Annotated in this window: 14 protein-coding genes; 9 read left to right on the top strand and 5 right to left on the bottom strand. The window is 37.6% G+C overall.

Annotated features, from left to right (window positions below; genetic code table 11):
- Positions 1-70: 70 nt before the first annotated feature.
- From maiA to BQ4443_RS08150, 3 genes are read right to left on the bottom strand one after another with little or no spacing between them, the layout of a single operon-like run.
- Positions 71-712 (bottom strand): maleylacetoacetate isomerase, encoded by a 642-nt coding sequence (maiA, locus tag BQ4443_RS08160; RefSeq protein ID WP_023951429.1) that lies wholly within the window; start codon positions 710-712, stop codon positions 71-73.
- Positions 713-718: 6 nt separating this feature from the next.
- Positions 719-1,669, bottom strand: coding sequence for a 4-hydroxy-3-methylbut-2-enyl diphosphate reductase (gene ispH, locus BQ4443_RS08155; RefSeq protein WP_071058549.1), 951 nt, complete (start codon positions 1,667-1,669; stop codon positions 719-721).
- Positions 1,669-2,145 carry an FKBP-type peptidyl-prolyl cis-trans isomerase gene (locus tag BQ4443_RS08150; RefSeq protein WP_023951425.1) on the bottom strand — a complete coding sequence of 159 codons (477 nt, stop codon included), beginning with the start codon at positions 2,143-2,145 and terminating at the stop codon, positions 1,669-1,671. Before BQ4443_RS08150 ends, ispH begins: the two co-directional genes overlap by 1 nt.
- A 51-nt stretch (positions 2,146-2,196) precedes the next feature.
- Here BQ4443_RS08150 and radC point away from each other — a divergent pair, with 51 nt between their 5' ends.
- The 7 genes from radC to rpmG all read left to right on the top strand — a co-directional run bounded on the left by radC (position 2,197) and on the right by rpmG (position 7,847).
- Positions 2,197-2,874: a RadC family protein gene (radC, locus tag BQ4443_RS08145; RefSeq protein ID WP_023951423.1), complete on the top strand. Its 678-nt coding sequence runs from the start codon at positions 2,197-2,199 to the stop codon at positions 2,872-2,874.
- Between the two features lie 167 nt (positions 2,875-3,041).
- Entirely contained in the window at positions 3,042-3,365 is a 324-nt protein-coding gene (locus BQ4443_RS08140) for a hypothetical protein (protein ID WP_023951421.1), read from the top strand.
- A gap of 166 nt (positions 3,366-3,531) precedes the next feature.
- Positions 3,532-3,792, top strand: a complete 261-nt coding sequence (locus tag BQ4443_RS08135; protein WP_023951419.1) for a type B 50S ribosomal protein L31 — start codon at positions 3,532-3,534, stop codon at positions 3,790-3,792.
- A gap of 143 nt (positions 3,793-3,935) precedes the next feature.
- Entirely contained in the window at positions 3,936-5,693 is a 1,758-nt protein-coding gene (locus BQ4443_RS08130) for a hypothetical protein (protein WP_071058548.1), read from the top strand.
- A 34-nt stretch (positions 5,694-5,727) separates the two neighbouring features.
- Entirely contained in the window at positions 5,728-7,140 is a 1,413-nt protein-coding gene (locus BQ4443_RS08125) for an MATE family efflux transporter (protein WP_023951414.1), read from the top strand.
- A gap of 264 nt (positions 7,141-7,404) precedes the next feature.
- Complete coding sequence (gene rpmB, locus BQ4443_RS08120; protein WP_023951412.1) at positions 7,405-7,641, top strand: 50S ribosomal protein L28; 237 nt, start codon at positions 7,405-7,407, stop codon at positions 7,639-7,641.
- A 38-nt stretch (positions 7,642-7,679) separates the two neighbouring features.
- A complete protein-coding gene (gene rpmG, locus BQ4443_RS08115; protein WP_023951410.1) occupies positions 7,680-7,847 on the top strand; it encodes a 50S ribosomal protein L33 in 168 nt (55 codons plus the stop codon).
- 449 nt (positions 7,848-8,296) lie between these two features.
- On the opposite strand, the gene BQ4443_RS08110 is transcribed toward rpmG, so the two are convergent.
- Positions 8,297-10,090 carry an aminopeptidase P family protein gene (locus tag BQ4443_RS08110; protein ID WP_371128780.1) on the bottom strand — a complete coding sequence of 598 codons (1,794 nt, stop codon included), beginning with the start codon at positions 10,088-10,090 and terminating at the stop codon, positions 8,297-8,299.
- Positions 10,091-10,222: 132 nt separating this feature from the next.
- On the opposite strand from BQ4443_RS08110, the gene BQ4443_RS08105 reads away from it, so the two are divergent.
- Positions 10,223-10,591 (top strand): DUF423 domain-containing protein, encoded by a 369-nt coding sequence (locus tag BQ4443_RS08105; RefSeq protein ID WP_023948805.1) that lies wholly within the window; start codon positions 10,223-10,225, stop codon positions 10,589-10,591.
- A gap of 351 nt (positions 10,592-10,942) precedes the next feature.
- On the opposite strand, the gene BQ4443_RS08100 is transcribed toward BQ4443_RS08105, so the two are convergent.
- Positions 10,943-12,589 (bottom strand): electron transfer flavoprotein-ubiquinone oxidoreductase, encoded by a 1,647-nt coding sequence (locus BQ4443_RS08100; RefSeq protein WP_071058547.1) that lies wholly within the window; start codon positions 12,587-12,589, stop codon positions 10,943-10,945.
- A 304-nt stretch (positions 12,590-12,893) separates the two neighbouring features.
- Between BQ4443_RS08100 and BQ4443_RS08095 the strand changes: the two genes are divergently transcribed.
- A complete protein-coding gene (locus BQ4443_RS08095) occupies positions 12,894-13,592 on the top strand; it encodes a CoA transferase subunit A (protein WP_071058546.1) in 699 nt (232 codons plus the stop codon).
- The last annotated feature ends 7 nt before the right edge of the window (positions 13,593-13,599 follow it).

The following is a 13,599-nucleotide window of genomic DNA, read 5'->3' as shown; positions in this document are numbered from 1 at the left end:
ACTAATCTACTTAATAAGCATTCAATAATTCATAGAACAGCTATATCACTAGTATCCTATTTATACGACACTATACTGCATCAGCTTGATTCTCTGGCAATGCTTTTACAAAAGCCTCTTCTTTAAGACACGCATTATAGATACGTTGAATGGTAGGAAATGGCTTTAAATCCATACCAGCTTGAAGAGCATTATAAACTTGAGGAATCAAATAAATATCAGCCAAAGAAATCTCATCCCCCTGACAAAAGATACCTGTTTCAATACTTGATGCTAAGATTTTTTCAATTGAACTAAAACCCTCTTGCATCCAATGAATATGCCATTCATTAACTTGTTCGTCAGAAAAGCCCGATTTTGTAGATAAATACTCACGAACTCTTAGGCTATTCAATGGATGAATTTCACATGCAACAGCCTGTGCAATAGAACGGGCACGAGCCCTATCAGCAAATGTCTTAGGTAAAATAGCAGGCTCTGGATATCGTTCATCTAAATATTCAATAATAGCTAAAGATTGTCCAACACTCACCATATCATCTACAAAGAAAGGCACTAATGCCATTGGATTGATGCTTTTATAAGAATCTGTTTTATGCTCTGCTCTTCTGAGCTGAATAGGAATAGATTCATAATTAATTTTCTTTAGGTTTAAAGCAATTCTCACTCTAAATGCAGCCGAACTTCTAAAAAAGTTATATAGTGTTGACATAGTCCTCTATCCCTCTAATTTTTTACGTGATAATTCTTTAGGCAAAGGAAAAGCCACATTTTCCTCAATACCAGCTATTTTACGCACAGATAATGCACCAAGTTCTTTTAGGCGATTAACCACATTTTGTACTAATACTTCAGGAGCAGAGGCACCAGCAGTAATACCAATAGAACGTTTACCTTCAATCCATTCTGGTTTAATCATTGCAGGATCATCCACCAAATATGATGGACAACTTAAGCGCTCAGCCACTTCTCTTAAACGATTAGAGTTAGAACTATTAACACTACCTACAACAAAGAATACATCACACTGTGGTGCGATTAGCTTTACTGCATCTTGCCTATTTTGCGTAGCATAACAAATATCCCCTTTTTTCGGTGCCACAATATTAGGAAAACGCTCATGCAACGCTCGTGTTACTACAGCAGCATCATCCACTGATAATGTCGTTTGAGTAACATACGCTACATTATCTGGGTTCTGTACCTGTAGATTTTCAACATCCTCTATCGTTTCTACTAAATACATGCGACCAAGTGCTTGTCCAAGCGTACCCTCCACTTCTGGATGTCCCTTATGACCAATCATAATAATTTCATGACCTGCCTCATGCATTTTTTTGACCTCAACATGCACTTTAGTCACTAATGGACATGTAGCATCAAATACTTTTAATCCTCTTTTCTCTGCTTCATCTCTAACTGAAAGCGATACGCCATGAGCTGAAAATACAACGATACTTCCCTTTGGTACCTCATCTAATTCAGCGACAAAAATCGCTCCCTTATCGCGCAATGATTGAACAACAAAACGGTTATGTACAATCTCATGACGCACATAAATAGGAGCCCCATACAACTCAAGTGCGCGCTCTACTATATCAATCGCACGATCCACGCCTGCGCAAAAACCTCGTGGCTCCGCTAACAAAATTTCAGCATTTTGCCCCATTAAAGTACCCCAATAATAGACACATCAACTTGCAAATCTACTCCAGCCAGTGGATGATTAAAATCAAAAACAGCATTATCGCCTTCAAATCGCTTGAATAATCCTGAAAATTTCCCACCATTAGGGGCAGTAAACTCAACTAAATCATTTTCTTCAAACGTAGCATTTTCACCTGCATTTTCTGCCAGCATTTTTTTAGTCACTGCTTGAACCAGCTCAGGGTTACGCTCACCAAAAGCATTAGCAGCCTCTAAGTAATAGGTAAATGATTCTCCCTCTTGCCTTCCAAGTAGAGGTTTTTCCAATGATTCTGGCCATTGACCAATACCTAACTGTAAAGTAGCTGGTTTACCGTCATAGGTATCAATAAAAATCGACCCCTTGCCTTGTCCTGAATTTAGACTAATCCGATAGTTCAAAGTTAAAAACGAATCAGGGTGGACAAATTTCTGCATAGTACTATTTTTTTCACTCATTTTCAGGCACGCTTATTATCTATTAATGATTAAAAGAGTATTGTAACGATTATGGACATTTCACGCATGGATTCTCAACAACTACGCCCAAGAGAACGTTTATTAAAACATGGACCTAAAATTCTCACCACATCAGAATTATTAGCTATTATTCTTAATACAGGCACCAAAGGCAATGATGTCATTACTTTTTGTCAGCAATTATTAAGTAATTTCGGTGGCATTCGCGCTCTTCTTAATACAACTAATGAAGAACTACAGCTTGTCAAAGGACTAGGTAATACTAAAATTGCTCAATTACTTGCTTTAAAAGAGTTAGCAGCCCGATCTCTAGAAGAGCCTTTGCGTGAAAAAACTATCTTGCACCAATCAACAATTGTAAAAAAATACTGCATCCACAATTTGGGTCATCTGGAAATTGAGCATTGTCATGCTTTAATGTTAAATAAGGCATTCAAACTTATGCATACTGAAACTGTAGCTCAAGGAACCATTGATCAAGCACAGATTTATCCTCGAGAAATGGTCAAACTAGCTCTGCGTTTTAATGCTTCCTATATTATTCTGGCGCATAATCATCCTTCTGGAAATTTAACTCCCAGTGATGCTGATATCCAAATCACCAGCATCTTAAAAGATGCTTTAGCGTTATTAAACATTAAACTTCTCGACCACCTCATTATTGCGAATGGACAAGCCATCTCAATGGCAGAACAGGGATTAATGTAGGCGTGTCTGGCATAAAATTAATAAAGAGTCTCGTACAATTACGACAATTGCCTTGGAAGGATCTTAGCAATATAAGCACTAAAAAGTCACCAATATGACATTTACTCTACTATAAATATGCTAAATCTACTACTTCCTACAATATTCTTTGCTTAGGCCTACTACATATGAAAAGTGACGTGACAATAATTTTTAACCCTGGCGAACTCAAAAATTATGAAATCTTTCATAAAGATTTTAGTGACTCCGCACAAGAAGCGGCACGTGAGTGGATTGTGAATAAATGGGTAGAGTTAGAATGTGAGCCTACTCGTCAAAGTGGTAAAGTGCTTCTACTAGATCGCATCCTAAGCGTTGCAGATGAGCTAGGTTACTACTGGTTTGATGAGCATCCAGATCAAGCAGAAGAGTTTGCAAGACAATGCTCTCTTGCACTAGACTCACCCGTTGTTATTATTGATATTCCAGGTGCTTCTATTAGTTCTAACTAATAAGGCTTGTGGCTACAATACAACTAAAAAATGTCTTTTTTTAGATTTTTTAGCCAGAAACAGTTATATAAGGGGTTGAATTCGTTATAATTTTGAATTCAATCTTGGATACGTTGCTGAAAATTAGTTTTTAGCTGGCGACCCACTATATCTTTAAGGACAAATCATGAAAGAAGGCATTCACCCAGAATACCGCGAAGTTGTATTTTTAGATCAACAAACTGGTAATAACTACATCATTCGCTCTACAGTACAAACTCGTGAAACAATTGAATTAGATGGCAAAACATACCCACTATTCAAATGTGACGTAACAGCAGAATCTCACCCATTCTACACTGGTGCTCAAACACGTGTTGTTGAAACTGGTCGTGTTGAAAAATTCCGTGCTCGTTTCGCTCGTACTGCTGGTACTATCAAAAAATAATCATAACCACATCGGTTTTGAATCAAGCAGCTTTTATAAGCTGCTTTTTTATTTTCCGTTATAGCCATTACTGTTCATTAACCAGTAGTAAATATTGTTTATAATAGCTCTAAATATAATTGCATCAAATCTAGCCAATTTAAATGAATGCTTCATTAACACAACGAAAGACACCTGCTCGCCTAGCGAGTCCAGCTGCTCGCAAGTTACCTCGAAAAATCCTGTTTTTTGTCATGTTTACTTATATTTTGGCAGGACTTTTTGGGCGTGATCCATGGAAAACAGATGATGTTGTTGGTCTAGCAACAATGTTATCAGCTCTTAATGAAGGGCATTGGCTAACAGCTTACATTGGGACGTCTCCCTACCCTGAAATCGGCCCTTTAACAGGCATGATTGGGGCAACCTTTATCAAATTATTCACCCCTCTCTTTGATATATTTGTGTCTGCAGAACGGGCTCATGTATATGCAGCACGCTTGCCTAATTTTTTCTATTTTTTTGGCATGCTTTGGGGGATTTGGTATGGTACTTATTTATTGGCTAGACGACTAGAAGCACAACCCTTACCATTACCCTTTGGTGGTGAGCCTAACCCCAGAGATTATGGTCGTATGATTGCAGATGTAGCGTTATTATTCACAATTGCTACTGTCGGTATTATCATTAAAATGCATGAAACTAGCTACTTTCCTCTTCTTATGGCTATTCATGCTTTATGCTTCTATGGGCTCGTACGCCTATTAGACCACCCTACACAAGGATTCTTAGTCATTGGAAGCATGCTTACCGCTGCTTTTTTAACTAGAGGTATTCTTGGAATATTACCATTACTTATTGTTGTCTTTTTATTGTTTATCGGTAAGATTTATCATTACAAATTAAAATTTTTCCTCTTTCTCAGTCTTGTCCTTGCAATTTTGCTATCTACTATTTGGCTAGTTAGCACTTACAATATTGACAGTTATTGGACAACATTGTGGATTAATGAGCAAGTTCAAGTGTTTTCATCTTCACAGTGGAAAAATTTTTTAAGGGCACTAAGAGATCTCGCTTGGTTCCTATGGCCCACCTGGCCCTTTGCATTTGTTGCCCTTTGGAACTGGCGTAAATGGTTTGATACCGCCCATATTTATATCCCTTTTGCTTTTATATTCGCTAATCTAGTCTTAATTATAATAGCCAATAATGCTTTTGAACCTGAGTATGGTCCATTAGTGATTGGTTTTACTCCGTTAGCTGCTATGGCTATTCCTACACTTAAACGTAGTCAAATTAATTTGTTAGACTGGTATTCCATTATGGTCATTACTCTTAGTATTGTAGCCACATGGGTAGGATGGATTGCCCTCTATTTTGGTTGGCCAGCACAGATTCATAAAAATATTATGCGATTAATTGTTGGTTTTGATACGACTATTAACTGGATAGCAGTGGCTGCTGCCTGCATTATTTGCATACTTTGGTATAAAACAGTCAAATGGCGTCTTGGCTCTAATCCACAAGCAATGTGGCGCGGTATTACCCTAGCAGCAGCAGGTGCAACATTAGCATGGATGCTACTTGCTGTATTATGGCTACCAGCAATTGACTACAATCGTTCATATCGTGAAGTAGGTCAGTCCTTAGCTAATGCATTACAAAACCATGTACCTGAAAATGCTTGTATCAATGGTGCCAACGTAGGACAAGGTCAACAAGGTGCTTTTTATGTTTTTGCACAATTAAGTTTAACAAATCAACAATATTGCCCTTTCTTATTTGTACAAACTACAGTGGATAGCCTAAGAAATCATACTGTCGCTCATCAAGATACAGCTAAAGTTATTTGGCAAGGAAAACGTCGCAGTGAGCGTCATGGAGAAACATTCCTCCTATTAGATTTACGTGATGAAGATTAAGTTACCATCACTTAATCATTTTTATTGATGCTTTATGAAAAATACCCTACTTTCTAATGATAAAAATACAATTAGAAAAAATCTAATTAGCCAAGCATGGCCAATTCTCATTGCTCAATGGGCGGGGGTATCTTTCGGTGTTCTTGATACCATGATGCTAGGCAACTTTAATGCTGAAGCACTACAAGCGATGAGTCTAGCTGCATCAATTTTTATTACCGTAAGTGTCAGCATGATGGGAGTTGTTCATGCATTAATCCCCATCTTCTCACAACTCTTTGGGGCACAGAAATTAAGACAAATAGGTATATTATGGGGACAAGGGATTTGGCTAGCCATCTTTACGTCATTTACCTTAGGGGCATTATTACTTTTTCCTGATGTATGGCTAAGTATTTCTGGCGATATTTCAGACGAAGTACGTGCAGAAGTCAGTCATTATCTACGAATTACCTATTTTTCACTACCCGCAATTTTAATGTTTAGGGCTATTTACTCATTGTGTACATCAGCCGGTCGCCCTAAACATGTGATGTACATTAATGTAGCGAGTATTTTTGTCAAAGCATTCTTCAATTGGGTTCTCATTTTTGGACAATTTGGCTTACCTGCCTTAGGTAGTGTTGGTGCTGGTATATCGACCATGCTAGTAAGCTGGTTTACCTTTTTATTTGGACTATGGATTTTATTAAGAGACCCATACTACACAAAATTTGGACTTATTCTTGGTGTTCCTTCTATTAAACATTTATGGGAAATTCTTAAATTAGGATTGCCTATGGGAGGATCTTACTTAGTCGAAGTCAGTTCATTTACCTTTATGGCGTTACTTGCTGCACGTGAAGGTATTAATGTGTCAGGTGGTCACCAAATTCTTGCCAACTTAGGGGCTTTTTTATATATGATGCCCCAATCCATTGGGATTGCAACTGCAGCACTATCTGCTCAAGCAATTGGTGCTACTAAATACCATCTATCCCACTCGATCAGTTTGCAAGGGTTTTTAATAGGTTTTATTGGTGCACTCATCAGTATCACTCTTATTTACTTCGGTAAATCCTGGGTAATTTACCTATACACCAACGATCTACATGTTGCGGCAATGGCTGCTAGCTTATTGACAATTGTACCTGTCTTTCATTTATTGGATTATTTCCAATGTGTAGTAACCTATGTTCTGAGAGCACATAAAATTGCTACATTACCCTTTATTATTCAAACCGTCTTGCTTATTGGTTTAGGTCTAGGCGGAGGCTATTATTTTGGTTATGGCAATGGTAAAGGTGCTCTAGACGGTATAGCAAGCATTCTAACACCTGGAGCAACTACGGGAATATCAAGTCTCTGGATTATGTGCTGCTCTGCCCTTTTTTGCTGTGGATTGATTCTCGCCATCTGGTACACAATCATTACTCGACCACTCTTACGTCAAGCATCTAATCAATAAGAGAGAGAAGAAACTAAGCCTAGCTTACCAAAGATAATAATAAGCCTTATCTTCTGTCTATCAATAGATTTTTTTACGATAGATAGCCTTTTCGAAAAGTATCTTATTAACGACAAACTAATTATTTCCAATCAAGAACCCTTTGATTTTCTTGCATTTTTTTATTTTTTACTCTAGAATTATAGATTAACTCTTTAAAGGGTTACTTTTTACTAAGGCAGATCTGGGCCAAAAATCAGATCTTTAACTTAATGAGGTGTTTATATGGCAAAAGTATGCCAACTAACCGGCAAGCGCCCAATGTCCGGTAACAATGTTTCTCACGCGCACAACAAAACAAGACGTCGTTTCTTACCTAACCTACAAAGCCGTCGTTTCTGGGTTGAAAGCGAAAACCGTTGGGTTCGTCTACGTGTTTCTACAAATGCGTTACGTACAATTGATAAAAAAGGCATTGATGCAGTTATTGCTGAAATGCGTGCTAACGGTCAAACAGTTTAAGCCTTTGCTTAAATTTAATCATTCCTTAGGAGCTTAAAATGGCAAAAGGTATTCGTGAAAAAATCAAATTAGAATCAACAGCTGGCACTGGTCACTTTTACACTACGACCAAAAACAAACGCAATATGCCTGAAAAAATGTTGATCAAAAAATATGATCCAGTTGCTCGTAAACACGTTGAATACAAAGAAACTAAATTAAAATAGTCTCGCATTCATTGTCTAGAGTAATAAAAAAGAGTGGCTTTGACCACTCTTTTTTTATATTTGATAAAGCTCTCTATTTTACTAACTTAAAAACTCTCGATTTTTATCAGAGATAAAACTCTCTATTTTACTAACTTAAAAACTCTCGATTTTTACTAACTTAAAAACTCTCTTTTTTACTAACTTAAAAACTCTCTTTTTTACTAACTTAAAAACTCTCGATTTTTACTAACTTAAAAACTCTCGATTTTTATCAGAGATAAAACTCTCTTTTTTATATTTTGACGTGCATGCTTTTACATATCATCGCATCAAAAATTAGTAACACAGTAACGTCCATACGACATAAAAGCCTGCACGCCGAAATCCCCCTCCCAAAATAGACTAAGATGACAATTTTCTTTTATATTTTGCCGAAAACGAGATTTTATCACCCCTCACAACACTCTTTAAATTGCTTGGGTGCGTAATTTTAACCAATCTAATGCTTCACCTTGGACTCTCGGTGATAAGCGTTTATACACGTCATTGTGATAATTATTTAACCAATTTTTCTCTTCTTGGGTTAATAAATCTGGCTCTATACAACGTGTATCAATTGGACATAAGGTTAATGTTTCAAATTTCAATGTATCAACAAATTCTGTTTTTTGTGCTGGAACATTGGCAACTAAATTCTCAATTCTTACTCCCCATTTTCCTGCACGATATACTCCCGGTTCGTTAGATGTAATCATTCCCTCTTTCATCTCTGTATAAGGGAATGTATATGCTCGATGAGAAATGACTTGCGGTCCTTCATGCACATTTAAAAAATAACCTACTCCATGGCCTGTACCATGACCATAATCTAAACCTGCCTGCCAAAGAGGGGTACGTGCAATAGTATCCAACAAGGGGGATGGATAGTTACGAGGGAATACTGCTTTTGATAACTGAATCATTGCTTTTAACACATAGGTATAATCTCGCTTTTGCTCAGCACTAACATCACCCACCGGTACTACACGAGTAATATCCGTTGTACCATTTAAATATTGCCCACCAGAATCAATTAATAGCAAACCATTTCCCTTAATATAAGCAAACGACTCTTCTGTTGCTCGATAATGAGGCATAGCACCATTACCATTAAAACCAGCGATAGTCGCAAAACTAGGACAAATATAATAATCTTGTTTAGCTCTCGCCGAACAAATTTTCTCATCAATCGTTAGTTCGCTGATAGTTTCCCCTGTTGATAGTGCTTTTTCAAACCATGCAAAAAATTCACATAAAGCCGCCCCATCTTGTTCCATTGCTTCACGCACATTTGCCAAATCAGCAGCAGATTTGCAAGACTTCAATAACCGCGAAGGATTTACCTGTTCGATAACAGTCTCACAACCATAATGACTTAAGCCCAGCGTAATACGATCTGGATCAACCAATATACTATCTTGTTTTGGTAATTGTTGAAGTACGTTAGCTACTTCATCATAGCCACGAATGGTAATGCCATCTTTTGCTAATGCTTGTACTAATTCACTATTTACTTTTCCATCATGGATAAATAGCATAGCCTCCTGTTGAGATAATAAGGCATGCCCTAGAAATACTGGATTATATTGGACATCTGCACCACGCAAATTAAATAGCCAAGCAACATCATCTAAAGACGAAATAAAATGCCAATCAGCTGATATAGCTTGCATTTGTTGACGGACTAACGCTAGTTTTTCGGCACGTGTTTGGCTCACAAAAGGTGGGGTATGCTCAAATATAGGAGCATTTGGCAACGCTTTCCGATCTTGCCACAAGTCAGCGATAAGGTCAGTATCTGACACAAAATCAACGTTAAGCATGGCTAGGTCTTTTTCCAATTGTCGAGCCTGTTTTAGTGCCATCATCAAGCTATTAAACCCAATTCGTGATTTCTCATTTATATGATTTACTAACCACATATTTAAACTTGGCACACCCTCTTCACCCAGTTTCATCAGCACAATACCTGTCCCTGATAATTGAACTGTTGCTTGCTCCCAATAACGACTATCGACCCATAAACCTGCAAATTCTTGTGTTACCAATACAGTACCGACAGACCCTGTAAACCCACTTAACCATACACGTTGTTGCCAAAACTCAGGTAAATATTCAGACAAATGTGGATCGGCAGAAGGAACAATCCATGCCTCTATATCCGCATTTTTCATCGCTAAACGAAGAACAGATAAACGTTCACTAACACTCATTATTGACATAAAGAAACCTTATAGAAAATGTATTATGCTAAACATATCTTAGCGATCTTTAGCATAGGCGAAGATAATCTCTTTCCAAATACTATATTTAACATACAATAGAATTTTAGTATTGTATAACCAAACCACACTATGTTTCGAACTTCAATTATTTTTGCTGCGTTCTCTGGACTTATTGCCGTTATATTAGGTGCTTTTGGTACACATGCCCTCAAAAATCAATTAGCACCGGGATTAATTGATGTCTGGCATACAGCTGTTTTATACCAATTTATTCATACATTAGCACTATTAATTGTGGCAAACCTTGGAGACAAATTGCACCCATCATGGACTCGCTACAGTCTTTATTTATTTATGTTTGGAATTATTCTATTTTCAGGTAGTTTGTACTGTCTGGTGCTGATTGGACTAGGAAAATTAGGTATGGTTACCCCTATCGGAGGTTTATGTTTTATTCTTGCTTGGCTATGCCTTGCTATAGCTGCACTAAAAAAATAGTCTATCTAAGTATGGTCCCTAATGCATCCGTTCGAAGATACCTATACTAAGTAAGCAAAATAACTGAGGATTGTCATTTAAACAATGACAATCCTCTTTTTCACTGCTCTTTCTTTTTTAATTTTGACGCACACTCTTTTAGCTAACGCAAAAAGACTGAGCGCCGAAATCCCACCCTAAATAACTTAAGATTGTCATTGAACAATGACAATCCTCTTTTTCACTGCTCTTTCTTTTTTAATTTTGACGCACACTCTTTTAGCTAACGCAAAAAGACTGAGCGCCGAAATCCCACCCTAAACAACTTAAGATTGTCATTGAACAATGACAATCCTCTTAGGCTTAAAATGTTTACATGCCGTTATAGACTGGTCCTTCTCCACCTTGTGGTGTTACCCAAATAATATTTTGGGTGGGGTCTTTAATATCACAGGTTTTACAATGCACACAGTTTTGAGCATTAATTTGTAATTTATCTGCCCCGGTATCATCTTTGATAAACTCATAAACACCAGCTGGACAATAACGTTGTTCTGGGCCCGCATATTTCGCTAAGTTAACATTCACAGACACAGTTTCATCTTTTAACGTTAAATGGATTGGCTGATCTTCTTCATGGTTAGTATTGGAAATAAATACTGAACTTAAACGATCAAACGTAATTACTCCATCTGGTTTCGGATAATTAATCTTAGGCATTTCAGCAGCAAGTTTTAAACATTCATGGTCTGCCTTAGTACGATGGATTGTCCAAGGCATTTTTCCCTTGAATAATTTTTGTTCAATACCTGTCATGATGGTAGCCACGGTGCGACCTTTCTTGAACCATTGTTTGAAATTACGTGCTTTGTTTAACTCTTCATATAACCATGAATTCTCAAAAGCAATTGGATAGTCACTTAAAACATCACGCTGTCTATTTGCAGATAAAGCTGTAACAATCGCCTCAGCAGCTAGCATGCCTGTCTTGATTGCTGCATGACTTCCTTTAATACGAGAAGCATTTAAAAAGCCTGCATCACAGCCAACTAATGCCCCCCCTGGGAATACAACTTTAGGCAATGACAACAATCCACCTGCTGTTAAAGCTCGTGCACCATAAGCTAAGCGTTTACCATTCTCAAAATAGGGTTTAATGCTAGGATGTGTCTTATAGCGTTGAAATTCTTCAAAAGGTGATAACCATGGATTAGCATAATCAAGACCTACTACCATACCCACAACAACTAAATTATTATCTAAATGGTATAAAAAAGTACCACCATATGTATCTGCATCCAAAGGCCATCCTGCTGTATGAATAACTAAACCAGGCTTAGATTTGGCAGGGTCAATTTCCCACATTTCTTTGATACCAATACCATAACTTTGAGGATCACGATCATGATCCAAATTGAATTTTTTAATTAATTGCTTACCTAGATGACCTCTCGCCCCCTCAGCAAAAATAGTATATTTAGCATGTAACTCCATACCTGGTTGATAGTGTGGGGAATGCGAGCCATCTCGGCTTACCCCCATATCACCAGTAGCCACGCCTTTGACTGCTCCTGTCTCATCATATAATACTTCAGCAGCTGCAAAACCAGGGAAAATTTCAACACCTAAACTCTCTGCTTGCTCACCTAACCACTTCGTTACCTCACCTAAGCGCACAATATAATTACCGTCATTTTTAAAGCAATCAGGTAATAACCAGTGTGGTGTTTTTCGAGAACCAGTTTCAGATAAAAATAAAAACTCATCCTCTTTGACTGCCGTGTTTAACGGTGCCCCCTTCTCTTTCCAGTCAGGGATAAGTTCAGTTAGCGCTCCTGGATCCATCACCGCACCAGAAAGGATATGCGCCCCTACTTCACTACCCTTTTCCAAAATACAGACGGAAATGTCTTGATTATTTTTTGCGGCAAGTTGCTTCACTTTGATGGCAGTCGATAAACCCGCTGGTCCTGCACCAACAATGACAACATCATACTCCATTGATTCGCGTTCTGACATGCTAACCTTACTCCTTGTAATCTTAGAAAGGTACTAAGAAAATAATTATCGATAAATAGTTATTTCTTGATTGTAAAACTTAATCGTAATAAAAACTATCCAAAGATGACAATCTAAGTGTTTTCATCTAGTAAACCTAGCTTTAATTTAAAAAAAACATATTCTCTTTAAAAAACAAATCCTCTTAACTCTTGCACAAAAAAGCTGATGCATATTGGCATCATCCTGTCTAATATTTTAACTTTTCCTCAAGTTTTGATAAGATAGTAAGAATGTGTTGTTATTTTTTAAGGAGACAACTTTAATGAATAAGGTCTATGCAAGTGCTAGCGAGGCTTTAAAAGACATCGTTGCTAATGGGCAAACTATTGGCGTGGGTGGATTCGGTTTATGTGGTATTCCAGAAGCCTTGATTGCTGCTTTACGTGATTCAGGTGTAAAAGACCTAACTTGCGTGAGCAACAATGCGGGTGTTGACGGTTTTGGTTTAGGACAGTTATTAGAAACTCGTCAAATCAAAAAAATGATTTCCTCATACGTAGGTGAAAACAAAGAATTTGAACGTCAATACCTTTCTGGTGAATTAGAACTTGAGTTTACCCCTCAAGGTACATTAGCAGAGCGTTTACGTGCTGGTGGAGCTGGCATTCCTGCTTTTTTTACCAAAACAGGGGTAGGTACTATTGTTGCTGAAGGTAAAGAAACAAAAGAGTTTGATGGCGAGACTTATGTTATGGAACGTGCCATTGTTCCTGACGTTTCTTTAGTAAAAGCCTATATCGCTGACAAGAGTGGCAATTTAATCTTCCGTAAAACTGCACGTAACTTCAACCCTAACGTTGCAGCAGCAGGCAAAATTACAGTCGTTGAAGTAGAAAAAATTGTCGAATTAGGCGAACTTGATCCTGATTCTATCCATCTACCTGGTATTTTTGTTCATCGTATTGTGTTAAACGCAAATCCCGAAAAACGTATTGAACAACGTACTACTCGTACAGCATAAGGAGAAT

Origin of the sequence: Pelistega sp. MC2, assembly GCF_900099475.1 — a bacterium.
Lineage (GTDB): Bacteria > Pseudomonadota > Gammaproteobacteria > Burkholderiales > Burkholderiaceae_B > Taylorella > Taylorella indica.
The sequence above is the reverse complement of the archived record's forward strand: the minus strand, read 5'-3'. Positions and strand labels throughout refer to the sequence as shown.

What these genes read in the sequence shown, in the direction of transcription:
- maiA (WP_023951429.1), bottom strand. Translation starts at nt 712, where the DNA reads ATGTCAACACTATATAACTTTTTTAGAAGTTCGGCTGCATTTAGAGTG.
- ispH (WP_071058549.1), bottom strand. Translation starts at nt 1,669, where the DNA reads ATGGGGCAAAATGCTGAAATTTTGTTAGCGGAGCCACGAGGTTTTTGC.
- BQ4443_RS08150 (WP_023951425.1), bottom strand. Translation starts at nt 2,145, where the DNA reads ATGAGTGAAAAAAATAGTACTATGCAGAAATTTGTCCACCCTGATTCG.
- radC (WP_023951423.1), top strand. Translation starts at nt 2,197, where the DNA reads ATGGACATTTCACGCATGGATTCTCAACAACTACGCCCAAGAGAACGT.
- BQ4443_RS08140 (WP_023951421.1), top strand. Translation starts at nt 3,042, where the DNA reads ATGAAAAGTGACGTGACAATAATTTTTAACCCTGGCGAACTCAAAAAT.
- BQ4443_RS08135 (WP_023951419.1), top strand. Translation starts at nt 3,532, where the DNA reads ATGAAAGAAGGCATTCACCCAGAATACCGCGAAGTTGTATTTTTAGAT.
- BQ4443_RS08130 (WP_071058548.1), top strand. Translation starts at nt 3,936, where the DNA reads ATGAATGCTTCATTAACACAACGAAAGACACCTGCTCGCCTAGCGAGT.
- BQ4443_RS08125 (WP_023951414.1), top strand. Translation starts at nt 5,728, where the DNA reads ATGAAAAATACCCTACTTTCTAATGATAAAAATACAATTAGAAAAAAT.
- rpmB (WP_023951412.1), top strand. Translation starts at nt 7,405, where the DNA reads ATGGCAAAAGTATGCCAACTAACCGGCAAGCGCCCAATGTCCGGTAAC.
- rpmG (WP_023951410.1), top strand. Translation starts at nt 7,680, where the DNA reads ATGGCAAAAGGTATTCGTGAAAAAATCAAATTAGAATCAACAGCTGGC.
- BQ4443_RS08110 (WP_371128780.1), bottom strand. Translation starts at nt 10,090, where the DNA reads ATGTCAATAATGAGTGTTAGTGAACGTTTATCTGTTCTTCGTTTAGCG.
- BQ4443_RS08105 (WP_023948805.1), top strand. Translation starts at nt 10,223, where the DNA reads ATGTTTCGAACTTCAATTATTTTTGCTGCGTTCTCTGGACTTATTGCC.
- BQ4443_RS08100 (WP_071058547.1), bottom strand. Translation starts at nt 12,589, where the DNA reads ATGTCAGAACGCGAATCAATGGAGTATGATGTTGTCATTGTTGGTGCA.
- BQ4443_RS08095 (WP_071058546.1), top strand. Translation starts at nt 12,894, where the DNA reads ATGAATAAGGTCTATGCAAGTGCTAGCGAGGCTTTAAAAGACATCGTT.